Raw genomic sequence first — 26,564 nt, forward strand, 5'->3', positions numbered from 1 at the left:
TGCAAAATAGAGATTTAAGAGATTTTTTGTAGTTTTTACTTGAAAGCATTTGAAAGCATTAAATTAATATATGATTTGGATCAAAAGAATAGTAAAGGTTTTAGCAACTCTTGTACTATCATGTATTTTCTTTTTGATGCTTCTCTTCAGGAACGATATTTCCAAAGAAGAAATAGATCAAAAATATGCTACTCCTCAATCCCATTTTATAAAAGTTAATGGTCAAAATATCCATGTTAGGATCATGGGGCAAGGAGAGCCCATCTTGCTCTTTCACGGAAGTTTTTCTTCACTTCATACTTGGGAGAGTTGGCAGGAAGAATTGAGTCCTTATTTCATGACCATTTCCTTTGATTTTCCAGGTCATGGATTGACAGGTCCGGATGAATTACAAAGATATTCCATAAAAGATTACAGTCACTTGGCCTTGACATTAGCAGAAAATCTTGGGCTGGAAAAATTTCATGTAGCAGGAAACTCCATGGGAGGTGCAGTAGCCTTGCAAATGGCTTCGACTAGGCCAGATAAAGTATTGAGCTTAAATCTTATTGATGCGTCTGGCGCACCAATACCTTCTATAGGGACTTTAGAGAAAGAGGAAGAGGGATCATCTGATAAAGGATTGATTTTTAAAATTACTTCGAACCCTATCTTCGCAAAATTATTGCTCAAATGTACCCCAAAGTTTCTATTTGCAATGAATATGAAAGAGGTGTATTATGATTCTGATAAGATCACGAACGATAAGATTGATAGGTATTATGAATTAATGTTGAGGGACGGAAATAGAAAGGCAACATTGGACAGATTGTCAATTCCAAGGGAATATGATTTTGATTTCAATGTTGTGAAAATGCCAACATTAATTATGTGGGGAAAAGAAGATAAATGGATTCCTCTAAAGCAGGCATATTTAATTGAGAATGCCATTCCGGGATCTAGACTTGTTGTTTTTGAAGAAGCGGGGCATGTACCCATGGAAGAAATACCGACTGAGACTGTCGCAGAATACCTTTCCTTTTTAGGTGTCGAAATAAGGAAAGATTACATTAAAGAGCCAAATTATTTAACCCATGTCCATTGAGATTTTAATCGGTCTAGTTTTAATATTTCAAACGATTATACTAGCTCTTATTTTTTTGAACCGTAGTGGAAAAGCAGAAAAGGAAATATTACAATCGGAGCTTAATAGAATGACTAAGGAGATTGAGTTAACTTTAACTGAATCTAGAAAAGAAGCCAGTCAAAACCTGACCTCCCAATTCAGACTTGTTTTTGATAATCAACGGGCTAGTTCTAGAGATCAAAATGAGGCGCTTAAAAATTTTGGTGAGGTATTTAGAAGGAATGTTCAAGACTTTAATTCTCTTCAGAAAGACAAATTTGAAGAATTGAATAAAAGGCAGGTGGAGTTGATGAAAGTTACAGAGTCGAGACTTGAAAAGATTCGTGAGACGGTTGATGAAAAGCTTCAAAAAACATTGGAAACTAGGCTAGGTCAATCATTTGAAATGGTTAGCAACCAACTGCAAGCGGTACAGAAAGGACTGGGCGAAATGCAGAGTTTAGCAAATGGGGTTGGGGATTTAAAAAGGGTTTTGAGCAATGTGAAAAGTAGAGGCGTGCTAGGAGAATATCAATTGCAGGCTATTTTGGAAAATATCCTAACTGCTGATCAATATATATTAAATGCAGCCATTGGAAATTCAGGAAGAGAGCGTGTTGAGTTTGCCGTTAAAATGCCTGGAAATGATACACAGGTTTTACTACCGATTGACTCGAAGTTCCCTCAAGAGTCTTATTTAAGATTAGTGGATGCAAACGAAAAAGTAAATAAACCGGAAATTGATTTTGCAAGGGCAGAATTGATCAAAGCAGTTAAAAAGGCTGCCTCCGACATAAGGAATAAATACATCCAAGTTCCACATACAACAGATTTTGCCATTCTTTTTTTACCTGTGGAAAGTCTTTATGCAGAAATATTAAGGGAACCAGGGCTTTCGCAGCAGATACAGCAGGAATATAAAGTTTTAGTAACTGGACCCACGACCCTTTCTGCTATTTTGAATAGCTTACAGATGGGATTCAGAACCTTAGCGATTCAAAAAAGAAGTTCAGAAGTATGGCAGGTTTTGGGAGCAATAAAAACAGAGTTCGGGAAATTTGGACAATTGATAGAGAAAACTCAAAAGAAATTGGGTGAAGCCAACTCTGAATTGGACAAATTGGTGGGTTCTAGAACTAGGGCGATACAAAGGAAACTAAAGGATGTAGAAGCCCTTACAGAAGCTGAAAGCTCGAAATTATTAGAAGAATGATTTCTTTATTTTTGATTTCAATAAAAAAAATCTTCAAAAATTTATCATAAAAGATCAGATTAACTACTTTTCGACTTAATCGCAAAAGAAATAATCTATATGACTGAAAACCATGTAGAAAGATGTTAGTTTTGCAGTCGTTTAAATCACTCGAATTACCTCTATGGGGATGAACATTGTGATTGCTGGTGCTGGAGATATGGGATATCACCTAGCTGAGCAATTAAGTTTTGATAATAAGGATATTACACTGATTGATACGGATAGAGAAGTGCTAGAATATGTTGCTTCAAAATTAGATGTATTAACAGTTCAAGGGGATTCTACCTCTTTTGAAGTCCTTCAACAAGCAAATGTCGAACGTGCCAGTATGGTTTTGGCCGTAACAACTTCCGAAAAAACAAATATTGTTACAGCAGTTTTGGCGAAACAACTTGGTGCAAAACGTGTAATGGCAAGAGTAAGAAACCACTCTTACTTAAATCCCGAGAATGTAAACTATTTTAATAATCTTGGTATAGATAACCTGATTTCTCCTACAATGCTTTGTAGCCGTGAGATTTTCAATATGATTGAAAACTCCAGCTTTACAGAGGTTTTTGACTTTGGTGGAGGTAAATTAAATATTGTAGGCATCACCTTAGATCAATATAATCCCTTGGTTAATCAAAGGATTATGGATACCAAAACAAACCCAATATTTGAAGATATTCGGATCATAGCCATTCTTAGGGATCAAAAAACAATTATTCCGAGAGGAAGTACGATCATTAGAAATAATGACCATGTGTTCTTTATTTCGAATAAAAAGAATACCGAGAGCATCATGGAGGTCCTTGGTCAAAAGAAAGTGATCATCAAAAATGTAATGATCATTGGAGGTGATGATATGGCTTTGACTACGGCATTAAGATTAGAGGATCACTTCAGAGTCACTCTTGTTAATAAGGATAAGGAAAGATGTAAATGGCTTGCTGAAAATTTGAAGAACACCTTGGTAATCAATGGGGACTATAAAAACATTGAACTATTGGTTGAAGAGGGGCTTGAACAGATGGATGCTTTTTTGGCTTTGACAGAATCCTCTGAAACAAATATTATCACTTCATTGACCGCCAAAAATCATGGAGTGTATAAAACGATTGCCCATGTGGATACAAGGGAATATATTCATATTTCACACAGTATTGGAGTCGATTCCTTAATTAATAAAAAGCTTGTTGCTGCAAATGAAATCTCTAGGTATTTGAAAAAGGGTACTGTTGATGCTGTTTCAGGAATCTATGGTGTTGATGCAGAATTTATTCAATATTCTGTTTCTAAGATTAATAGATTAATCAAGAAGCCGCTCAGAGAATTACATTTTCCTGACTCTGCAATTGTAGCAGGTGTAATCCGGGGAGAGGAAGTGTTTATTCCCGATGGAGATTTTATGCTTCAAATGGATGATAAAGCAATAGTTTTAGCACTTCCGGAAGCTAAAATGCCTCTAGAAAAACTTTTTCATTAAGAATGATCCATTTTAAAGAAATTGCCAAAATCATGGGAGCACTTTTAGTGCTGATAGGACTATTAATGCTTCCTGGAGTTGGTTTTTCTCTTTATTTTGATGAGGATCCCTGGCCTATTTTGAGCTCTTCCGTGATCACAATGATTGTGGGCGGGATTTTGTTTTTCTCATTTTCCAAGGAAGATCAGAATATCAGAAAGAGAGAAGGATATCTCATTGTATCTCTGAGTTGGTTTTTTATGGCTGGATTTGGAATGCTTCCTTTTATTCTAAGTCATGAGATCATTTCTTTTGCAGATGCACTATTTGAAACCACCTCAGGTATTACCACAACCGGTGCTTCTATACTAAATGATATTGAAGCGATGCCTAAAGGTTTGCTTTTTTGGCGAAGTATGCTTCAGTGGATAGGTGGCCTGGGAATTATAGTGTTAACCGTTGCCATATTCCCGTTATTGGGAATTGGTGGAATTGAACTTTTTGTTGCAGAATCACCTGGACCAACTTCCGACAAAGTTCATCCAAGAATTTCCGAAACGGCAAAAAGACTTTGGTATGTTTATGTGGGCTTAACCGTCGCAGCTACTTTATTATATTGGGTAGGGGGAATGACTTTTTATGATGGGATAAATCACGCCTTAACTACACTTGCCACAGGTGGGTTTTCTACAAAAAATGCGAGTATGGCTCACTACGACTCAGCGTTTATCCAATACACAGCTATATTCTTTATGTTTTTGGCCGGTACCAACTTTACAATTATTTATTTTGGTTTAGTGGGGAAATTCAGGAGAGTTCTTAAGAGCGATGAGTTTAAGGCATATGCATTTGTTGTTTTTGCCATCTCAATAGTTATATTCTTTCCCATTTTTGCCAACATGGGAAGTGATCCTGAATTGGCTTTTCGAAAGTCCGCATTTCAGGTTGTTTCACTGATTACAACAACTGGTTTTGTATCAGATGATTATACTCAGTATGGGCAAGGGGTCACCTTTATTTGCTTCATTCTTTTATTTGTGGGAGCATCAGCTGGATCTACGGCAGGTGGGATAAAGTTTGTAAGACATCTAACTTTTTTCAAAAATTCCTATTTGGAATTCAAAAGATTGGTACATCCCCGTGCAATCGTCCCATTGATGATAAATGGGGATAGGGTAACAGGGAGAATTGTAACTCATATCATGAATTTTCTCTTGATTTATCTCTTGATTTTTGTTTTTGGTGCATTTGTACTTTCCATTATGGGTTATGATTTTGAAACATCATTAGGGGCTGTCGCAACTTGCCTAGGAAATGTCGGGCCAGGGATTGGGAAAGTCGGCCCTGTAAATAATTTTGCATTTTTATCTTCAACAGCAAAAATATTCCTTTCATTTATCATGTTATTGGGAAGACTGGAATTGTTCACTATTCTGATTTTATTTACTCCTTTCTTCTGGAGAGCAAACTAATCCAATATTTCAAATTGAGATTGAATTTTGACAATTCGGTCCTCAATGGATTCGGAAGAAACAGAGTTTCGACTTAATCTATCCACCATGATTGGAAAAGAAAATGGCGTAAACTGGATTGGATGTAATACCTTAATCTGCTGAAGATTTATTTTTTTCATTGAATTAATCATTTTCTCCTTATCCATCTGTTGATTTATAGCTTCCGAATGTGCTTGCTTGAGTAGCAGGTTATCAGGATCGTAAGATTCAAAAACCTGAAAAAGCAAGCTTGAATTTGCCTGAATATGTTTAAAAGTGGTAGGTTTTCCTGGATAACCCTGGAAGACAAGTCCGGCAATACTTGCAATCTCTCTAAATTTCCTTCTACTCATTTCGCTTTCATTGACGCAATGTCTAATGTCCTCGTGGATATTATCCAATGTGAATAGATCTTCTTCTAAAAGTTCTTCAATTGGGATGAAGCTATCTGATAACAGTTCAAAACCATAATCATTCATAGCTATGCTAAAGGTTACAGCATAACTCACGCTTATTCGATATGCAATCAAAGCACTCATTAATTCATGAATCATTCTTCCTTCAAAAGGATAGAAAAAAATATGATAGCCCTCTTTACTTTGGTGGGATTCTATAAGGAAAGTATCCTTATTTGGAACAATCGAAAGTTTGTTCTGGAGATCCAGAATAGGTAAAACTCGAATGATCTCTTCTGAAATATATTTTTCTTGGTTATATAGCTCAAGAATTTCTCTGATTTTATCTGAAAGTTTTGATGATAAGGACATGCGAGCTCCCATCCAAGAGACCACATTTTTTGTCTTTTTATCAGACACCTTTACGGTTGCGGTCAAGCCTTTTACTTGGAGAAATTCCAAACTCCTTCCGGCAAAGAAAAAGCGATCACCAATTTTCATCTTCGAAATAAAATACTCTTCAACACTTCCTAAATAGGCTCCGTTTTTGAATTTAACTTTAAGAAGAGCATCTGAAACAATTGTCCCCATTGAGAGTCTATGCTTCATTGCTATTCGTTTATTTTTAACCTTGTAAAGTCCATCCTCTTCCAACTCTATCTTTAGAAAATCTTCGTAGCTTCCTAAGGAGTTACCACCTTTGGTGATAAAATCCATTACCCAGTTCATTTCCTGCCCAGTAAGCTTTTCATAAGACTTTGTCCGCTTTACCACCTGATAGATTTTTTTTGCATCTAATCCATCTCCAACAGCCAAGGTCACTAAAAACTGTATCAATACATCATAGGGGAGATCAGGGGAGAATTGAGACTCCATTTCCTCTTTTTCTATCGCGTCTCTCAAAGCAGAAGCTTCAATTAGTTCCAATGAATTGGTAGGAACAAAAAATATTTCTGATGGCATTCCAGGTTGATGACCTGCTCTTCCAGCTCTTTGGATAAAACGAGAAACACCTTTCGGGCTTCCAACTTGAATTACCCGATCCACTGGTCTAAAATCAACTCCAAGATCCAAACTGGAAGTACATACGACAAGTTTAAGTTTTCCTTCATGCAAGGATTCCTCTACCCAAGCTCGGACCGACATGTCTAAGGACCCATGATGCATCGCTATCCAACCGGCCCAGTCAGGCCTTGCTTCCAGGATTTTTTGATACCAGATTTCAGTTTGTGAACGGGTATTTGTAAAAAGTAATACAGTATTGCTGGATTCTATTATCGGAATTACTTTATCCAGCATCCTAATCCCCAAATGTCCTGCCCAGGGATATTTCTCGATCTCATTAGGAAAAACCGAATTCAAAATTATCTCTTTTTCAACTTTTGCTTTTATGATATGAATCGGAAGTTTCTTACCGAGTAGAGTAGCCGCTGCTTCTTCCAAATTTCCCAAAGTAGCAGAAACCGCCCATCTTCGGAAAGTTTCAGGGCAAATCGATTGGATGTATTCTAAAGCTAATTGAACTTGAACCCCTCTTTTATTTCCTACTAATTCATGCCATTCATCAACCACAATGGCTTTTACGGATTGGAATAAGTTAACATGATCTTTTTGCGAAATAAGAATGTGAAGAGTTTCTGGAGTAGTGATAAGACATTCGGGAGGCCTTCTTTTTATTGCCGCACGAGTTTTTGCATCAGTATCACCATTTCTAACCGCTACTTTCCATGGTAATCCAATAGAATCACAAACTTCTTGCATTGCAAGTTGAATGTCTTTAGAAAGAGCTCTTAGCGGGGTAACCCAAATTAATTGAATCCCATTGTTCTTAGGTTTTTTCCAGGTGTCAGGATTCTGGTTTATGTATTCTAAAATCACAGGAAACCATAAGGCGAATGTTTTTCCTGACCCAGTAGGGGCATTCAAGAGACCTGATTTGCCATTAAGAAAATCTTTCCAAGTTTCCAATTGAAAGGGAAAAGGCTTCCAACCTTTCTTTCGAAAGTATTCAAACGCAACCTTAAACCTTACATCTTCCATAGAATCAGAAATTGGGATTGACCAATTCAAAATGCCGAAATTCAATCAAGAATTCTACTTTTTGAAGGTGATTGACAAATTTTCTTTTCAATTTCTACACAGTTCAAAATTCAAAAATTTTTACTTCTCAAGCTTTTGGTATTTCTACTAGATTAATCCAATTTAGAATTTACAAAACATACATCATGTGAAATCGTTTCACTTTGTAAATAATTTACATATGAAAAAAATAGTTTTAGCGCTGGTTATTGGGGTTTTGTTTTATGGCTGTACTGAAACAGAACGTCCATCAAGATATGTCCAATCAACCATATATGAATTACAACAAACCAGTGAATATAATTATACAGGACAATTAGAGGCAGGAGAGCTGCCAACAGGAGAATTGGAATTAGTGATTACCCTAAAAGGTGAGAAAGGAAGTAAAGCTGTAACTTACCCTGCACATTTGCACTATGGGCCTTATGGTACTTCAGATGCACCCATGGCGGCTATGTTAAACCCTATTTATGCTAGTTCCTTGGAAGGGGCAACAATATTGAAGGAATTAGCAAATGGAAACGTAATAAATTATGAAAGCTTCAAGACTTTCAATGGTCATATCAAAGTTCATCTTTCTAGCGAAGGCCCGGATTATGATGTAATATTGGTTGCCGGTAATGTAGGAGCGAATGCTACAGAATAATATAAAAGTTTAGATTTTTAAATTATCAGTCACAGAGAAGAATCAAAAAAAGGGCAGCTATTTATAGCTGCCCTTTATAGCAGTTGTACTTTTTTAATTGACTACCAGAGGGAATGTTATATCTAAATCCGTTTCGCCGCCTGCAGAAACAAAATTTTCAAAATTTGGATTATCAGCTCCTGGAAAATTTTTATCTAAATCATGTCTTAAAACTATTCTCATGTTGGCATTGTTAAAGCTGGGGTTTTCAGCAACTATAACCTCGCCAACCAGACCAAGAGCTTCTCCATTTAAATCATTGTAAGAATAAGTTAAAATTGGTGAACCTACAAAGGCTGAACCTAAGAAGTAAAACTGGTGCTCATCAGATTCTTCCTGAACTTCTTCAGTAATATCCTCATCCGCGATAGAGTTATAGAGTAATATTTCCAATTTATAAGTTTTACCTTTAGTCAAATTGACAGTTTCTATGGTTGGAGTTCCAAGCTCAATACCTTGAGGATCTGATGCCAAAAACTCGAATGGGTCCCCAACTGTTGCTCCTGAATTATCCAGTTCAGTGAATCGCAATGTGACATCAGTGATAACTTCTTCATCATTTTCCATTACAGGATCATCACTTTCACAGGATATTAAAACCATGGAGAATAGAATTGCTGAAAGAACGTAAAGATTTTTGAATTGCTTCATTTTGTTGGTAAAGTTTAGAATTGATAATTGATTTTTAATAAAATGTTTCTTCCCATATCATCAGTGAAATAGCGGAATCGATTCATGTACTCCTTATAAGAACTATTGAATAAATTCTGTACTTGAACACCCAGGTTTAATTTATCTTCCCCAAGAGCAATTTGTTTTTGATAAGCAATGTTAAAAATTGCGTACGCCGGTGGAGCGGGAGCCAAATCAAAATCAGGCTCTCTTTTTTGTTTGGCAACAAGTAAATTGCTGAGCGTTAGTTTATTAGTTTTGGAATTACTTAAAGATCCAAATTGGTATGCCAACCCCCAGTCCATTCTATCGGAAGGAATAAAAGGAAAATAATTTCCTTCATCAGTATTTTTTGCCCGAATAATAGACCCTTTTGCATAGGCGCTTAACCTTTCAGTAAAGACATAGCTTCCAGAGAAATCTAAACCATAGAAGAAAGCATTTGCCTGAAGATATTCATAGACATTGAAAGTACCCCTTAATGAAACATAAGTGTCGCCGGTTGGATTTAAATAGATATAGTCTGAGATATGATTTGCATAGGCTGTGACCTCTAAATGAGTCCTTCCTCCATCATACTCCAATGCATTTACCCACTTAACAGAATTTTCTGAATTAAGGTCAGCATCTCCAATTTCTACTGCTGCTGCTCCATGATGTAGCCCCTCACTGAAAAGCTCGTTGACATTTGGGGGTCTCCAAGCTGTACCTAAATTAGAATTGAAAGTGATTTTAGGGTTGATTTGGTATAAACCACCAATAAATGCAGAAAAGTTATTATAGCTTAAATCAGCTTCCTGAAGTTCAGATCCAACATATCTTGCTGTGCTTACAGATCTTGTATCAAACCTTAACCCTCCCTCTAGCTCTAATGGCCCTTTACTGTATTTTTCAATAGCATAAATTCCCAGATTAAGCATATCGTAATTTGGGATCAATGGTGTAACTCCAGTTCCTGGGATATTGCTGTTTGCTTGTTGAATAGCATTAAGCCCAAAACTTCCACTCCATTCATTTTTTAGATTATGATCTAAAAATAAGTCTACAGTATTGGTGAACAACTGTAAATCAAGACTTGCCCTTTCGTTTAAATCTCCTCTTCTTTTATCGAATTCTTGTCTATTATTTGCTTGGAATCCATATTGAAAGTTGAGTTTCCAAGTATCGGAAAGATGATAGTGAGATTTTATTTTTCCCAAATGATGAGATACAACTTGCTTTGGATTAACTATATCATAGGTAAATCCAGGGTCTGAAAAGGGACGGCCATTTTCTATTATGCTGGTAAGATCATCTAGATTCCCGGTATGTGAATCTCGAAGAATTCCCAAGGTGGTATTGAAATAACTATAATACCCTTCAATCCCAAGTTTTGAACTGCTGTATCCTATAGATCCGGAAAAGTTAAGTTCACTAAGTCCGGTATTTCCCTGGTAATAATCGGGAGATTTAATATTTCCAGCTCTTTTAGCAGATGCTTGAACCTGATAGCCCAGGCCCTTTATTTTATTTGAGCCGTTGGCATGTGAAATAGAGATGTTTCCCATTCTTCCATTGGTTCCCCCAGTTAGATAAAGATTCGTCTTTGGGTCTTTTTTTGTTGGAAGAGGAGCAGGGTTTACCAGAATCACACCACCCATTGCTTCGGGTCCATATCGAACAGTTTCAGCACCTTTAATAACAGTAATTTCATCTGCTACAAAAGGATCAATTTCAGGTGCATGTTCAGCACCCCATTGTTGGCCTTCGAGTCGGATTCCATTATTCAAAATCATTATTCTATTACTGTGCATTCCATGAATCACAGGTTTAGAAATACTGTTACCTGTAGAAAAAGTAGTGACTCCTGATATCCGTTTTAAGCTTTCTCCCAAATTTTCACCTCTTGCTTCTAATAATGCTTCCCCGTAGAGTGCAGAAACTGAAGTTGTCGTTTGTACATCAAACCTATGACCATGAATTTCAACTCCCCCCAGATCCATAGATTCTTCCTCTAATCGATACGTTTTATTGAAATTGTTAGAATTGAGTAGAATGCTATCTCTTATTTCTTTATGGCCTAAATATTGGATCGTTAACGTGTAAGTTCCTGCACAGAGGTTTTTGACTTCGAAATTCCCATTTTCATTAGAAACAGCACCTGTTGCACTTTCTACAATCCATATATAAGCACCTACGATAGGATCATTATTTTCTTGGTGCAAAATTTTACCTCGGATAGATAAATCACATTTTTGCCCATAGGCAGAAAATGCACCTACTAGAAAAAGAATTATAGAAAATGTGGAAAGCTTCAAGTATTTCACAGAACAAAAATAGATTCCATTTCTAGATTAAACTAGTGTAAATGAAACAAAGTTGCAAAAATGTGAAATAGGTTTAATATGACTATTCAAGTGGCAAAATCAAATGACAGAATGTCTATTCTATTGCTGGAAAAATAAAAAGTCCAACATTTAGTTGCTGGACTTTGAAGATTTTGAATTTTTTATCCCAACCAGGATGACCAAGGAATCCTTGATAATAGGAGTAAAATTCCTATGGCATACATCATATAAATACTACGGAATCTTGCTTTAGATATAGATCCTTTTTTGGCCCGGATGTAGCCAATAGAAATTAAAACAATGGCAATGATATTGACTAGTGGATGTTCTACAGCTGTTAATCTTGCTGCGGAATCTGACATCGCGGAACCAGATTTTAACAACTCGAATCCAAGTGGACTCACAAAATAAAGTATCAGTCCTACTGTTAACTGAATATGTGAAAGAATAAAACCTATTAAGGCAATTTTCCTGTCTTTATCTGTGAAATCTTTATTGGACAGGGAGCCATATAGGGAATATAAAACGATTAAAATAAGAGCCAAAAGCACCAAATATGCTAGGCCTGAATGTAAGTGTTGTAATCCTGTATACATGTTTTTTGATTTTGATAGGTGAAAATAGTTGAAAAGTAGATATGATAAGTCGGTTTCCTAGGAATTACTCGACAAATAATACCAAACCTTTCAAATATTCAGTTTCTGTATGGAAAATATTCACGGGGTGATCCGCTGGTTGCGTGACTTGATGAAGGATTTTGATTTTTCTACCACTTTCTAAAGCCGCAGCCGTGATGGTATTAGTAAATAAGGCTTTGTCAACGACTTGGCTACAGGAGAACGTGAAAAGTATCCCACCTGTTTTTATTTTTTTTAAAGCCTCAGCATTTAATCTTTTATAAGCCTGCACGGCATTATGCCGTGCTTTCATATTTTTAGCAAAAGCTGGAGGATCTAAAACGATGATATCATAATCATCTCCAATTTCACGGATATATTTTACCACATCGGCAACTTTAGATTCGTGCTTGCCTTTGATATCCGGATTTAGACTTACGTTTTCTTCCGTTAGTTCAATAGCTTTTGGAGAAATATCAACCGAATGCACTTCAGAGGCACCCTCTCTTAGTGCCAGCACAGAGAATCCCCCCGAATAGCAAAAGGTATTAAGAACCTTTTTTCCAGAGGAGTAGGAGGCTAAGAGTTTTCTGTTTTCCCGTTGATCTATGAAAAAACCCGTCTTCTGACCTTTTTCCCAATCGATCTTGTAAGTGGCCCCATACTCCTGAACCAAGTTAGTTTTTGGTTCTCCAAGAATCCATTCATTAGAGGAAATACCAAGATTTTTAGGAAGTGTTTCAGCGCTTTTATCAAATACTCCAGCAAGGGTTTCTCCATAGGTGTTTTTGATTGCGAAAGCGATTTCCTTGACATGAGCATGCATTCCCACATGATGGGCCTGAATTACGGCTGTTCCATTATAGTAATCTACGATTAAGCCCGGAATTAAGTCTCCCTCACCATGAACTAACCGATAAACGTTGGTTTGTGTATTTTTAATTAATCCCAGATTTTTTCTTAGAGAATAAGCAGAAGCTATTTTCTCATTCCAAAAGGCTTGGTTTATTTCTCTTTCTTCAAAAGATATAATCCGCACCATGATGGAGCCATGTGAAAAATGACCTGTTCCCAAGAATTCATCCCTTGAAGAAAAAATAGAAACTAAATCACCATTTTTTAGATCATCAGGCATTTGATAAATAGCTCCTGAAAACACCCAATGATGTCTTCGTTTCAAAGAAATCTCTTTGCCTTTTTTGAGAATAATTTTAGGATAATTCATCGTTTTGTAAGATTCGTGTAGGGAAACTATAGCTTCCGATTATCATGGCTAAAATACTAAAAACCAATCCGATAATATGTGATCCGATTGGAGGTTCCAGTTGATCTGCAATTAAGTATGATATCATTCCAATAATCATTGCCAGCAATGACCCTGTTGCTGAGGCTTTTTTCCAATACAACCCTGCGGTTAATGGAACGAACAAAGAAACTAACATCAAAATCGAAGCACCGGCCACCAGATCATAAATATTCGATTCCATTGTAGCAATCAACGTGGCTACAACGGCAACGAAAACAATATTGGCCCTTAATATCCAAAGCAAGCTTTTGTCTTTAAGCTTTTCACCAAAATAAGGTTTGATGAGGTTTTCTGAAATAATCGCTGCCGGAGCCAATAAACCTGAACTCGTAGTACTCATGATTGCTGAAATCAAGGCTCCAAAAAATACAATTTGGACAGGAAGGCCTCCATGCGCCAAAATCATGGTAGGTAAAAGCATCTGACTGTTTTCCAGATATAACTCCGGATATAGGACTTTTGCTCCTAATGCGATAAATAAAGGTAATAAGCCAAATGTCAAGTAAAACCCTCCTGCTAAGTAAGTGGACTGTACGGCTACTTTTTCGGATTTTGATGACATCACCCGCTGATAAATATCTTGACTCGGAATACTGCCTAAACCAAGAATAATCCATGCTCCAAAATAATTGATCCAAGAAATCGGGTTCGAATCTGGAAAGAATTGAAAACTTTCTGGAGGAGATTGAGAAATTATTTCAGATACACCTCCTGCCTCTTTAGCTATCATAATTGCTACCCAAAGCAATCCAATAACAATCATAGTTGTTTGTATGAAATCGGTGATTGAAATTGCCCACATCCCACCAAGGAATGTATAGAAAACGACAATCCCCGATGAAATCAAGATTCCTTCTGTTAAAGTCAGATCTGTAATGGAGCCCAAAACCAAACTTAAAGCGACTAATTGGGCAGCGACGTAACCAAAATATGCAGGTACCATAAATACTGAGGCAAAGAATTCAATCCTCTTTCCAAAGATCTTTTTAAAAACATCCCCAATAGTCAATACGCCCATTCGGTACATGGGGCGTAAATAAAACATTCCGAAAAGCACCAAACAGAGCGCTCCTCCAAAAGGATCTTCAATTACCCCTTGAAGACCATCCTCTAAATAAACAGAAGAGGCTCCGAAAATCGTTTCGGAGCCAAACCAAGTTGCGAATAAAGCCGATGCTGATAGGAATAAGGGAAGGGATCTTCCTGCTAATACAAAATCATTGGAACTCTTTACCAGTCTTGTTGACCAAACGCCAATTCCGACGGTAATAGCGAGATAAATAATAATTGAGGTGAGCAGCAAGTCCTAAAACTTATTTGTTTCCGTACATTTTTTCTCTGATAGCTTTTATTTCCTCTGATTCCAAATAAGCATCATATGGCATTCTTCTATCAATCGTCCCATTTGGAGTGAATTCCACGATTCTATTAGCAGAAGATTGAACAAAAGTGTGGTCATAAGAGGACATCATCACTGTACCTGTAAAATCAACTACTGCATTGTTAAAAGCAGTGATAGACTCCAAATCCAAGTGATTTGTAGGTTCGTCAAGTACCAAGAGATTCGGGTTTTGAAGCATCATTTTAGAAATCATGCAACGAACTTTTTCTCCTCCGGAAAGTACAGAAGACTTTTTCAAGGATTCCTCTCCTGTAAAGAGCATTCTTCCAAGGAATGTTCTCACATAGGCTTCTTCCTGGTTGCTGGAGAACTGTCTCAACCATTCGATTAGGGGAATATCAGTCTTGAAATAGTCGGAGTTGTCATTGGGTAAATAGGCCTTATTTATTGTTACACCCCATTTGAAGCTTCCTTTTTGGGTTGGAATCTCTTCCATAATGGTTTGGAAGAATTTGTTGACAGCTTGTTTGGTCCTTGATATGAAAGCTATTTTATCTCCTTTATCTACCATCAAATTGACATCTGTGAAGTAAGTCACTCCATCAGCTTTCAGTTCCAGATTTTCTGACATAAAAATCTGATCTCCTGCTTCCCTTTCTGGCTTGAAAATAATCCCAGGATACTTTCTTGAAGACGGTTGAATATCATCCACATTAAGCTTTTCAAGCATTTTCTTTCTAGAGGTAGCTTGTTTCGATTTCGCTACGTTGGCAGAGAATCGTTCGATAAAAGATTGAAGTTCTTTCCTTTTATCTTCTGCTTTTTTGTTCTGATCAGATCTTTGTTTCAGTGCTAACTGAGAGGATTCGTACCAGAAGGTATAGTTACCGGAGTAAATTTTTATTTTAGAAAAGTCAATATCCACGATATGGGTAGAAACTGTATCAAGGAAGTGACGATCGTGGGAAACCACAATCACAAGGTTTTTGAAATCTATCAGGAAGTTTTCCAGCCACTCGATAGTTTCGGAATCCAGATCGTTGGTAGGTTCATCGAGAATCAAGATGTCTGGATTACCAAAAAGCGCCTGAGCCAATAATACTCTTACTTTTTGATTACCTGCTAACTGGTTCATCGGTAAATAATGTAGATCTTCCGAGATACCCAATCCTGAAAGGAGAGAGGCAGCATCAGATTCTGCATTCCAACCGTCCATTTCAGCAAATTCAGCTTCTAGTTCAGAGGCTCTTAAACCATCTTCTTCAGAAAAGTCTTCTTTCATATAGATAGCGTCTTTTTCCTCCATGATGGAATAGAGTTTTTTATGTCCCATAAGGACGGTTTTAAGAACTTCTACTTCGTCAAATTTGAAGTGATCCTGACTTAATACAGCCATTCGCTGACCTGGAGTGATATTAACCGATCCGCTGGTACTTTCAATTTCACCGGAAAGGATCTTTAAAAATGTCGATTTACCGGCACCATTGGCACCTATCACACCATAGCAATTTCCTGGAGTGAATTTTACGCTTACTTCATCAAAAAGTGTTCTTTTACCAAACTTAAGGGAAAGGTTATCTACTGAAATCATTAGGCTTCGCTTCTTTTTTTGAGCCGCAAAGATAGGAATTAAATTTTTCTTGGGTAATGATTCAAATGTCTTTTGGTTGTTAAAAAAGAATACAATTCCAGATTATTTAAACTATTGTTTCGTAGGATGTTTATATTGAAAGCTGATCACCCACTGAGGGGTATATGAGGAAAATTTTACACCTGTTTTTATTTCTTTTTCTGTGCTGCTTTTATTCCCATTTGGCTGAGGCTCAACTCTCTACTGTAGGAAAAGAGTTTTGGGTAGGCTTTATGGACAATAATAGAATTTTACCAGATGCTCCTGATCAGGCTGTGATTGTAATTTCTGCTAATGAAGATGCTACCGGTGTAATTGAATATAGGGGCAGAGCTATTCCATTTAATTTATCCCAAGGTCAACAGTTTACACATACCATTCCTTCGCAGGATTTGGATATGCATCATAGGAATTCCGGGGTCGTCGAGAATAAAGGAATATATATCAGCTCCAATGGAAAAATTGCAGTTTATGCTTTTAATGAACGTTTTCGTTCTGCAGATGGGACGGTTGTTTTACCCTTGGGAGCTTTAGGAAGAGACTATTTAATTACCTCGCATTATGAATTTTTGACAGCTCCTGTTTCTTTCCAAGCTAATGTCAATGATGAAAGTGAGCTATTGGTTATTGCCACCGAAGATGATACAGAGATAGAAATAACTTCTTCAGTAGATGCATACAGCGGCAAAAATGCGGGTGTTCCCTTCTCAATAATATTGAATCGAGGACAAAGTTATCAGTTGAAAGCAAAAGCTGATTTGACGGGAACCCGTATACGAGTGTTAGAGGAAAATGCAGATAATTGTAAGAAAATAGCTGTTTTTGGAGGGAACAAATGGACAACAGTTGGAAACTGCGGAGGAGCTCCTGATAACCTTTTCCAACAAACTTATCCTACCAGCAGCTGGGGAACTTCATTTGTGCATGTAGCACTTTCTGGAAGAACCTCTGGTGAATTAGTTAAAGTACTTGCTTCTGAAGATAATACCCAAGTCTTCGTAACTGGACAAAATCGTGGGACTATCAATGCCGGGGAATTTCTGAGTATTGAATTCGGTATCAATGAATCTGCTAAAATAGAAACTTCTAAACCTGCAAGCGTCACTGTATTTGCAAAAAGTCAGCAATGTAATGAGCCCAATGCCCCTAATTATGATAATGGCGATCCTTTCATGATTACCTACAGTCCAAGTGAGCAATTATTGAAAGAAATTCGATTTAATGCATTGAATTTGCCGTCTATAGTTGCGCATTATTTGAACTTAGTTGTTAAGGCTGGGACTGAAAACTTAACTTTTTTAGACGGGCAGAATGTAGGTACAAGATTTTCGCCAGTTCCGGGTGATCCCTCTTTTTCTTATGCTAGAATAAACATTTCCCAAGGAATTCATCAGCTTACTAATTCTGAAGGTTTTACAGCTTATGTCTATGGTTTTGGGTTTATAGAGTCTTATGGTTTTGCAGTTGGAGCAGCATTAGATAATCTCAATTTTGAGACAGAATCAACCTATGAATTTGAGGTGGAAGGAGATAATGTGGCTTGTCTTAATCAGGAAGGAACTTGGGAGATTGAATCTGAAAACCCAAACTATACCTATTTTGAGTGGGATTTTGGAGACGGGTCGGCTGTTCAAATCGGTAATGAGGTGACACACACTTATACCCAGCCCGGGGATTATGAGATACTTGTAAAAGCATCCTTAAGCCCAAATTCATGCGAGGAACAGGAAGAAATTACCGTTGAAGTTGAGGTTTTGGAAATATCCAGCGATGCAGAAATTGAAGGCGTTTTTAGTGTTTGCCCTGATGTTGAAGAATTAATCTATAAGCTTTCCGACATGACAGGTATTTCAAAAATTGACTTTACGGTTGAAGGAGGGGAAATAATTGAAAACTATGGAGATTCGATCTTGGTAAATTGGGGGCCAGCAAATAATTCTGCTAAAATAATTGCTGTTCCATTTTCATCAAATGGATGCATGGGAGAAACAATTTCCCAAGAAGTTGTAATCAATAATAGGCTAGAAGCTGTATCTCCAGTAGGGGAACAACAAGTTTGTTTCGATGCTAATGTTTCTCATTTTTATTCGGTACCAAATCCTACACAGGGAAGGGGATATAAATGGAATATAAGTGGAGGTACAATAGTCGTTTCTCCAGAAAATGGAATGGTAGAGGTCATTTGGGACCAGCCAGGAGTAACTGGGAAAATTAGCTATACAGTTTCAAGTTTGGTTGATAATTCTTGTGCAGGAGATTCTCCGGCTTTAGAGGTGACTGTTGCAGATTCTTTTGAGATCAATATTGTGAACATTTCTTCAATTTCTTGTTTTGGAGAAAGTGGGGGCGTGATAGAATTGGGAGTTGAAGGAGGAATAGAACCTTATGATATCATCTGGTCACATGACCCTGAATTGAAGCAATTAAATGTAAGTGGATTATCAGCTGGAATTTATTCTGTGAAGGTTATAGATCAGATTGGATGTGAGGTGTCATTGGATAACATTGAGGTGGCTGAACCCGAATTACTTGAAGTTAGCTCAATTAATACCCAAGCAACTTCCTGCTACGGAAAAGCCGATGGTATATTAAATCTTGAAATAGCCGGGGGTACAGCTCCTTATACCTTTGAATATGAAGGTTTACAAACATTTATGGGCGTTTTGAATTTAACAGATATGCCACAGGGTGTTTTTAATTGGGAGATAGAAGATTCAAATGGTTGTGTCATTCCTATTGAGTTTGAAATTACTTCGCCACCGGCTTTAGAAGTGGAAGTAAGATTGGAAAAACCTGCTTGTCCAGGTGGAAGTAATGGGGAATTATTTGCTTTTCCTGAAGGAGGAAATGGCCCTTATGTTTATTCTTGGGAGGATCCGATGGGGCTTGGAAATCAGCTAATCGGTGTTCCAAGAGGGAATTATAACATTTCAGTTAGAGATCTTTCTGGGTGTATTAGTTTAGGGGTTGGGGTAGTAAAAGAGGCTGCACCGGAAATAAGGATGCCCACAGGTTTTAATCCTAATTCCAATGAAAACCTATTCCAAGGGGTATCGAATTGTGAAATAGAATTTGAACTTTGGATATATAACCGATGGGGGCAATTGATCTATTCTGGTCCATCAGGTTGGGATGGATTGATATCAGGAAATGAGGCGCCTTCTGGATCTTATACCTATTTAATACAATATACTTTTCCTTTAGAAGGAGAAATTGAAACCGTTGAAAAGAGAGGAGCATTTACCCTTATTAGGTAAGTTTTGTTGATGAATAATATTAAGTCTATTTATCTGTTTGTTACGCTGGCAATTTTTTTGATTGCGAAGGATTCTTTGGCTCAAATCAGTACAATCGGGAATGAGTTTTATGTGGGCTTTATGGAGAATTATTTTCGGGAAATTCAGCCTGACATTGCTATGATCATTATTACTGCAAATGAGGATAGCGATGGATATATTCAACAAGGAAATACAAGTATTCCCTTTTCGATTAAGGCAGGAGAACAATTCGTCCATGAGTTTAGTGAAGATATTATTCACAGGACATCAGGGGAAAAGGAAAAAAAGAGTGCTTACATCTATTCTAGTGGGAAAGTAGCTGTTCATGCATTTAATCATCGACAAAGAAGTGGGGATGGGACGGTTTTATTACCGGTTAATGCCCTAGGTAAAGATTATTATGTGACAGCGCATGCTGATGTTTTTGGACCTGGGCAAGAACCTGGGGGAAATACAAATTTCGAGAGTACCCTTTTGATTTTAGCGGTAGAAGATTTCACAGAAGTGGAGATCATTACTTCAACCACAACGGTAAATACCATTCCAGCAAATGCACCACTATATATAACTTTGAATGCGGGTGAGACCTATCAAATCAAAGCTGTAGGGGATTTAACAGGATCAAGGATTCGGGTAGTAAATGGCGAGGAAGGTGATTGTAAAAATATTGCAGTTTTCGGCGGTAATAAATTAACGAGTGCAGGAGATTGTGGCACAACAGGCGATCATCTTTTCCAACAAGCTTACCCAATAAATACTTGGGGAAAATCATATATTCATGTTCCTTTTATCGATAGAACTTCCGGAGAGATTGTGAAAGTTCTTGCTTCTTCAAATGATACTGAGGTAAGAGTAGACGGGAACCTAGTTGGGACAATTAATGCAGGTAAATTTCTTAAACTTGATTTTGGGCAAGATCAATTGGCAACCATTGAAACTTCTAAACCTACTGCCGTTACTGCTTTGGGGAAAAGTCAAGCTTGTAATTTGATTACAAGTACACAGTCAAGTCAGGGAGATCCTTCTCTAATCACCTATAGTTCAACTAATCAACGACTTAAGTCAGCTGTTTTTTCAATCTTTAGTAGAGTTAGTTTAGAGAGACATTTTATAAATGTAATTGTTCCCAGTGGGTCTTCCGGAAAAACAATATTGAATGGTCAAAATATGGGGGCTGAGTTTAAACCTGTGCCGGGTAACTCTGGTTTTGAGTATGCACAACTGGCAGTTTCTGAAGGAGTAAATTCTCTATCAAATCCGGAAGGATTCATTGGATATGCTTATGGCTCTGGATTTATAGAATCCTTCGCATATGCCATAGCGGCAAATTTGCAGAATGTTCAATTTGAAACTGAAACGACCTATGATTTTGAGGTTGAAGGGGATAAAATAGCTTGTTTTGAGAAAGAGGGGATTTGGAAAATTATTCCTGATAGCCCTTTGTTTAATAGCTTTATTTGGGATTTTGGTGATGGAAGTCAAGAACAATCAGGTCAAGAAGTTGCTCATACTTTTTCAGAAGAAGGAATATTTGAAGTTGTTGTTCTAGCTTCAACAGGAGAAGATGGTTGTGATAATGAGGAAGAATTTAGGTTTGAAGTAGACGTGAAAAAAATTGAAGGGGAGTTGAAGGGTCCTAGTTCGGTTTGTCCCAATGAGGAAGAGATCCTTTATGTTTTCGAAAATACTTCGAATTTTGATAGAGTGGAATGGGAGATTGAGGGGGGAATTGAAATCTCAAAAACTGATTCTACATTACTTGTAAGATGGGAAAATCCAACTGAAGAAGGTGTCGTGAGAGCGATCCCTTATTCGGATAACGGATGTCAGGGTGAGATTCAAGAAATTCAAGTAACGGTATCTGATCTATTTGAGCCGGATTTGCCTGAGGGGCCTGTTGGAATTTGTGGAGTCCAAACTGAAAGTTTAGCCTATTCAGTTCCTTTTCCATCTAGTGAGAATAATTATAACTGGATAATAGAAGGGGGTACAATCCAATCGGGTCAGGGAACAGAGGAAATCCAGGTTATATGGGATTTTAATGCTACTGGTAGATTTGTAAACTATGAGGTGACGGCCAGTTCAACTTCCCAATGTTCGGGGATTTCAAAGAAATTAGAGGTGATAATTTATCCTGATTTTGAGGTAAATGTTATGGAAACACTCGCTCCATCTTGCCCGGGCGAAGCCAATGGGATGATCAAACTTGAACCTGTGGGTGGGTCGGGAACATTTAATTATGTATGGGTGCATGACCCTAATCTTAACTCTGAAATAGCATCTGATTTGTCTTCTGGGATTTATGAAGTAAAAATCACGGATCTTTCCGGATGTGGAGAGGTAAACCTTTCCATTGAAATAGAAGATTTGGATCCCTTATCTTATTCATCTGATATAATCATACAAGATGTAAGTTGTGTAGACAGTTCGGACGGTTTATTCCGGATGAAAGTAACAGGGGGAACAGCACCCTATGAAGTATTAGGATATGATTCAGAGTGGGATGGAGAATTTCTTACTGTAAGCGGATTGCCAAAAGGACCCTTTGCAGAAACGCTAATAGATTCCAGATCTTGTACTATTGTGGTCGAGGGGGAAATATTAGGACCAGAACAGTTGGAAATTCGTTTTTTTGAAGAAAACCCGGGTTGTCCAGGCGGATCGGATGGTATTTTGGAAGTTATTCCTTCAGGAGGAACCGCACCCTATACAGTTTTATGGGAGAATGGGCTAACTGATTCCAGAATATCTGGCTTATCCTCAGGCCAGATTAGTGTGACTGTGACGGATGCAAATGGTTGTTCTGTAAATGGAACCGGTAATGTAACTGAATCTAAACCACAGGTTCGGATGCCAACCGGCTTTAATCCAAAGGATGGACCTTACGAACCTATTTTTAACTGTACTATCACCTATGAATTATTGATTTGGGATCGTTGGGGGCAACTAGTTTATGCTGGAAGTGAGGGATGGGATGGAAATCAATTCGGGAACCCTGGAATTCCAGGCACTTTTACTTACAAAATCACCTATGAATACCCTCTAGAAGGTGAGTTTGGTACTGATTCCATGACAGGTTTTTTTACATTAATTCAGTGATTTTTGAATTTAAATTATTCTAACCTGACAGATTTAAATAGCTTTACGATCTAAATTTTTGATGAAATGAAAAAGATTTTAATTACGGGAGGAGCAGGATATATCGGCTCTCATACAGCTGTGGAATTATTAAAAGCAGGTTATGAACCTGTAATTTTGGATGATTTTTCCAACTCTCAATCAAGTGTAATTGATCGATTAGCAGAAATTATTGGGAAGGATGTGATTTGTTATGAGGGTGATTGTAATGATAAAAGCATCCTTGAAAAAGTTTATTCTGAGCATAAATTCGTTGGTGTTATTCATTTTGCAGCTTTTAAAGCAGTGGGAGAAAGTACGATAGAACCTTTAAAATACTACAGAAATAATGTCGGTTCGTTGATTGTTCTTTTAGATTTTATGAAAGAAAAAGGCATTAAAAACATTGTTTTCTCTTCTTCCTGTACCGTTTATGGCCAGCCGGATAAATTACCAGTAACAGAATCCACGCCTAGAAAGGATGCCGAAAGTCCTTACGGGAATACAAAAAAAATCTGCGAAGATATTTTGGTCGATTTCGTCAAAAGTAAAGCTGGAGTAAAAGTTATTTCACTTAGATATTTCAATCCTGTTGGAGCTCATCCAAGTGGAAAGATCGGGGAATTACCAAATGGTACTCCTAATAACTTGGTCCCATATGTAACTCAGACTGCAGCTGGTATCCGGGAAAAAATCACAGTTTTTGGGGATGATTATGATACGGAGGACGGTAGCTGTATCCGTGATTTTATTCATGTCATGGATTTAGCAGATGCTCATGTAAAAGCATTAAGTTATTTGAATGAGCAGGATGATGATTTTTACGATGTATTTAATGTAGGAACCGGAAACGGAAATACCGTTTTAGAAATTATCAAAACCTTTGAGAAAGTTAATAGAATCAAACTCAATTATGCGATTGGACCAAGACGAGTTGGCGATGTGGTAAAAATCTGGGCTGATACTAAAAAAATAAATACAGTTCTCGGTTGGCATCCAAAATATACTTTAGAAGATTCTTTGAGGGATTCCTGGAATTGGCAAAAAAACCTGATCAAGTAATCTTACCTATTTGGAGCCTCACTCATTTCTAAAATAAGTTCTCCTCCTCTGGTTATCTGATCGTGTCTTAATTCAAGATTTCTTAAAATCTGATTATTCCATTTTCCAGAATTTACATAAAAATGGGAAGGGGAATTGTTTGTTGTTTTTATAATAAATTGCCTTCCTGCATAATAGGCAGGATTCAGGTTGATTTTGATCTCATCAAAGATTGGACTTCCTAATTGGTAAGAAGGGTTTTCTTCCGTTCCTCCGTTCATTTGAAAGAGGCCGATTTTCATCAGAACAGCTAAACTGCCCATCAAGCCTTGATCCTCATCACCATTATACCCAGAATCAGGACTTAATTCTGAATAAACTTTATTCACTATCGCTCTTGTCCAATAATGAGTCAAATCAGGCCTACCCAATTTTTGGAAAATAAATGCTGTTTGAATAGATGGTTGGTTTCCATAATTGATTGGGATTCTTCGGTATTCAGGGTGAGCTTCCTGTGAATGTGAGGTTCCCGATGTGAAACCTTGCTTTTCTGCAACTTTGAATGATTCATTTAATCGCTCTATCGCTTTGTCTTGTCCTCCCATCAGAGAAGCAAGTCCGTCCAAGTCATGGGGAACAAACCAGGTGGCTTGACTTCCATTCGCTTCATTGAAACCAGCATTATATTCATACGGGTCAAAAGGTTGCTTCCATTCACCTGAAACATTCCGTGGTCTCATCCAGCCAGTCTCAAGATCAAATGTGTTTTTATAGTATTTAGACCTTTCCATCATTTCGGAATAGGTAGTCTGATCCCCAAGTGCTTTAGCAAGCTGAGCCAAAGTCCAGTCTTGATAGGCATATTCCATTGTAAGACTTGGCCCATCTTGATGAGCCCCAAACCTTCCTTCTGGAATTGGCCATGGAACGAAACCATTCTTCAAATAATATTTAAATCCTCCACCTAAATTGGTTTTATGCTCGTATCCAGCTTTTTCCATAATACCTCCTAGCTTATGGTTTTTCAGTAACCCTTCGTAAGTCATTTGAATATCAAATCCACGAATTCCTTTTTGGTAGGCACTTACGATAAAAGGAGTGCTTGAAGCTCCAGTCATCACATAAGTATAATTTCCTCCTGAAGGGCCGCGTGGGATCAAACCACCATCCTGATAATAGAGCAGCATAGAATTGACGAATTCCTCTGTTATCTCAGGATATACTAAATGCCAAAGCGTGTTAATGGTCCATTGGGCTCCCCAAAAAGAATCCGAGTTAAAATGTCTGAATTTAGGTTTGCCTGAATTGTCGAGAGGGATTTGCTTAGTAAGGTGCTTACCAGAAGTCATATCAGCATATTTACCATTTACATCACTAATCGTTCGTCTGCCTTGTAATGCATGCCATAAGTCAGTATAAAACCTCTTCTGGGATTTTTCTGAACCTCCAGAAACTTCAATTCTGGAGAGGTACGAGTCCCATTCTTCAAATGAATCCTCCATGACTTTTTCGAAATCCCAGTGATTCAATTCTGATTCTAAGTTTAGTAATGCCTGATCTGAACTGACATATGAAATCCCAACTTTCATTAGGAGCTCAGGTGATTCCTTCCCAAAAGACAAAATCACTCCTGAATCAGGACCATTAATTTCTTGTAGGTTTGATTGAATCCCAGATTCATTCCATCCTGTAAGGGTTTGAACTGGTCTATTAAATTTTATCGCAAAGAAAATCGGAGTTTCGTAAGGCCGTCTTGATGTGGAGCCATTCATAATAAAACCCTCAAAAACGGTATCCGCTTTTTGTGAAATAGAACCATTGACAATGGCAGATGGTCCAAGCATTCCACCCAAACGAATTAATACTTGCTGATCTCCTTCATTTTCAAAATTATACCGATGATAACCTGTGCGTAAAGTGGAGGTCAGCTCGGCTTTTACACCATATCTCTCAAGAAATATTTGATGATATCCAGGTTTAACAATTTCGGATGAATGATTAAAAGGAGATCCAAACACCTTAGATTCCTTTAGATCAAAATCCAACAAAGGCAATACAGACAATCCTGAAAGTTGCCAAGCATGAATATGGCTGAAACCTTTAATGGTATCACTATTATATCGGTACCCGCTTCCCCAAGCGCCATCGATGTCTGTATCCGGACTTAAATTCACCATACCAAAAGGTCTGGAAGCAGAATTAAAAAAGAACCATCGTGAATTACTACTATCTACATATGGATAGACTAAATCAACAGGTTTGACTACATTCTGAGCATGAGTGAGGGAATTGACATGAATTAGAATGAATAAAAGGATAATCCGAATGTTCATTTTCCTTTGGTATTGAAGTTTGATTTTGGATCTATTCATACTAAATAAACAAAAAAGGTTGAGCTTTCTCTAAAGCTTTGTACGGAAAGGATTTCAATTTTGGGAAAAGAAACAAAGCGTTTAACTTACTTTTTACTAAATGGATCAGATTCAAAGAAATTAAAATGGAGGGATTTAAATTTTCAAAGATTAGGTTGAGCCAAATAATATTTTTTACGTGTCTGCTAGAAACATAATCTTTAAAAGAGTGATTTTAACCTGATTAAACTTCATATAGAGTCATTTTTTTAAAATTTATCTCCTTGAATCAGAACTTAATACAATTTGTTGAATCAATTTTATTGTTCTGTTTTTGTATTAATGATTCAAAAAACTACCTTTGCATCACTCAAAAACGAAGGGAAGTAAATAAGATACTTCAATCCTACAATTTTGTTGAAAC

Annotated in this window: 16 protein-coding genes; 8 read left to right on the plus strand and 8 right to left on the minus strand. The window is 37.3% G+C overall.

From position 1 onward, the window contains the following. The first annotated feature begins 70 nt into the window (after positions 1 to 70). The 4 genes from AAGF08_RS17355 to AAGF08_RS17370 all read left to right on the plus strand — a co-directional run bounded on the left by AAGF08_RS17355 (position 71) and on the right by AAGF08_RS17370 (position 5,279). The gene (locus tag AAGF08_RS17355; RefSeq protein ID WP_343512606.1) at positions 71 to 1,084 is read left to right on the plus strand and encodes an alpha/beta hydrolase; all 1,014 of its coding nucleotides are present in this window, start codon (positions 71 to 73) and stop codon (positions 1,082 to 1,084) included. Continuing rightward, entirely contained in the window at positions 1,074 to 2,318 is a 1,245-nt protein-coding gene (gene rmuC / locus AAGF08_RS17360) for a DNA recombination protein RmuC (protein ID WP_343512607.1), read from the plus strand. The genes AAGF08_RS17355 and rmuC overlap by 11 nt, the downstream gene beginning before the upstream one ends. Before the next feature lie 163 nt (positions 2,319 to 2,481). Continuing rightward, entirely contained in the window at positions 2,482 to 3,828 is a 1,347-nt protein-coding gene (gene trkA / locus AAGF08_RS17365) for a Trk system potassium transporter TrkA (protein ID WP_343512608.1), read from the plus strand. A gap of 2 nt (positions 3,829 to 3,830) precedes the next feature. Continuing rightward, positions 3,831 to 5,279, plus strand: a complete 1,449-nt coding sequence (locus AAGF08_RS17370) for a TrkH family potassium uptake protein (protein WP_343512609.1) — start codon at positions 3,831 to 3,833, stop codon at positions 5,277 to 5,279. Here the strand turns inward: AAGF08_RS17370 and AAGF08_RS17375 are convergent. Beyond that, the gene (locus AAGF08_RS17375; RefSeq protein WP_343512610.1) at positions 5,276 to 7,735 is read right to left on the minus strand and encodes a ligase-associated DNA damage response DEXH box helicase; all 2,460 of its coding nucleotides are present in this window, start codon (positions 7,733 to 7,735) and stop codon (positions 5,276 to 5,278) included. The two genes, AAGF08_RS17370 and AAGF08_RS17375, sit on opposite strands and share 4 nt — an antisense overlap. Before the next feature lie 220 nt (positions 7,736 to 7,955). On the opposite strand from AAGF08_RS17375, the gene AAGF08_RS17380 reads away from it, so the two are divergent. Then, on the plus strand, positions 7,956 to 8,420 hold the full coding sequence (locus tag AAGF08_RS17380) for a hypothetical protein (RefSeq protein WP_343512612.1): 465 nt from the start codon (positions 7,956 to 7,958) through the stop codon (positions 8,418 to 8,420). Between the two features lie 93 nt (positions 8,421 to 8,513). Here AAGF08_RS17380 and AAGF08_RS17385 read toward each other — a convergent pair whose 3' ends face one another. The 6 genes from AAGF08_RS17385 to AAGF08_RS17410 form a co-directional block, all read right to left on the minus strand. Beyond that, positions 8,514 to 9,110: a hypothetical protein gene (locus tag AAGF08_RS17385; RefSeq protein WP_343512613.1), complete on the minus strand. Its 597-nt coding sequence runs from the start codon at positions 9,108 to 9,110 to the stop codon at positions 8,514 to 8,516. Positions 9,111 to 9,124: 14 nt separating this feature from the next. After that, positions 9,125 to 11,437: a TonB-dependent receptor gene (locus tag AAGF08_RS17390; RefSeq protein WP_343512614.1), complete on the minus strand. Its 2,313-nt coding sequence runs from the start codon at positions 11,435 to 11,437 to the stop codon at positions 9,125 to 9,127. Positions 11,438 to 11,619: 182 nt separating this feature from the next. After that, positions 11,620 to 12,054, minus strand: coding sequence for a hypothetical protein (locus AAGF08_RS17395; RefSeq protein ID WP_343512615.1), 435 nt, complete (start codon positions 12,052 to 12,054; stop codon positions 11,620 to 11,622). A 64-nt stretch (positions 12,055 to 12,118) separates the two neighbouring features. Beyond that, a complete protein-coding gene (locus AAGF08_RS17400) occupies positions 12,119 to 13,300 on the minus strand; it encodes a class I SAM-dependent rRNA methyltransferase (protein ID WP_343512616.1) in 1,182 nt (393 codons plus the stop codon). Next, positions 13,287 to 14,684: a sodium:solute symporter family protein gene (locus AAGF08_RS17405; RefSeq protein ID WP_343512617.1), complete on the minus strand. Its 1,398-nt coding sequence runs from the start codon at positions 14,682 to 14,684 to the stop codon at positions 13,287 to 13,289. The genes AAGF08_RS17400 and AAGF08_RS17405 overlap by 14 nt, the downstream gene beginning before the upstream one ends. Before the next feature lie 10 nt (positions 14,685 to 14,694). Further along, positions 14,695 to 16,314, minus strand: a complete 1,620-nt coding sequence (locus AAGF08_RS17410) for an ATP-binding cassette domain-containing protein (RefSeq protein ID WP_343512618.1) — start codon at positions 16,312 to 16,314, stop codon at positions 14,695 to 14,697. Between the two features lie 164 nt (positions 16,315 to 16,478). Between AAGF08_RS17410 and AAGF08_RS17415 the strand changes: the two genes are divergently transcribed. From AAGF08_RS17415 to galE, 3 genes are all read left to right on the plus strand, one after another. Beyond that, a complete protein-coding gene (locus AAGF08_RS17415; RefSeq protein ID WP_343512619.1) occupies positions 16,479 to 19,610 on the plus strand; it encodes a PKD domain-containing protein in 3,132 nt (1,043 codons plus the stop codon). Positions 19,611 to 19,619: 9 nt separating this feature from the next. After that, a complete protein-coding gene (locus tag AAGF08_RS17420) occupies positions 19,620 to 22,730 on the plus strand; it encodes a PKD domain-containing protein (RefSeq protein WP_343512620.1) in 3,111 nt (1,036 codons plus the stop codon). A gap of 66 nt (positions 22,731 to 22,796) precedes the next feature. After that, positions 22,797 to 23,810: a UDP-glucose 4-epimerase GalE gene (gene galE, locus AAGF08_RS17425; protein WP_343512621.1), complete on the plus strand. Its 1,014-nt coding sequence runs from the start codon at positions 22,797 to 22,799 to the stop codon at positions 23,808 to 23,810. 2 nt (positions 23,811 to 23,812) lie between these two features. Here galE and AAGF08_RS17430 read toward each other — a convergent pair whose 3' ends face one another. Next, positions 23,813 to 26,122, minus strand: a complete 2,310-nt coding sequence (locus AAGF08_RS17430; protein ID WP_343512622.1) for a GH92 family glycosyl hydrolase — start codon at positions 26,120 to 26,122, stop codon at positions 23,813 to 23,815. Between the last annotated feature and the right edge of the window lie 442 nt (positions 26,123 to 26,564).

This window comes from Algoriphagus sp. SE2 (assembly GCF_039563885.1).
Taxonomy (GTDB): Bacteria; Bacteroidota; Bacteroidia; order Cytophagales; family Cyclobacteriaceae; genus Algoriphagus.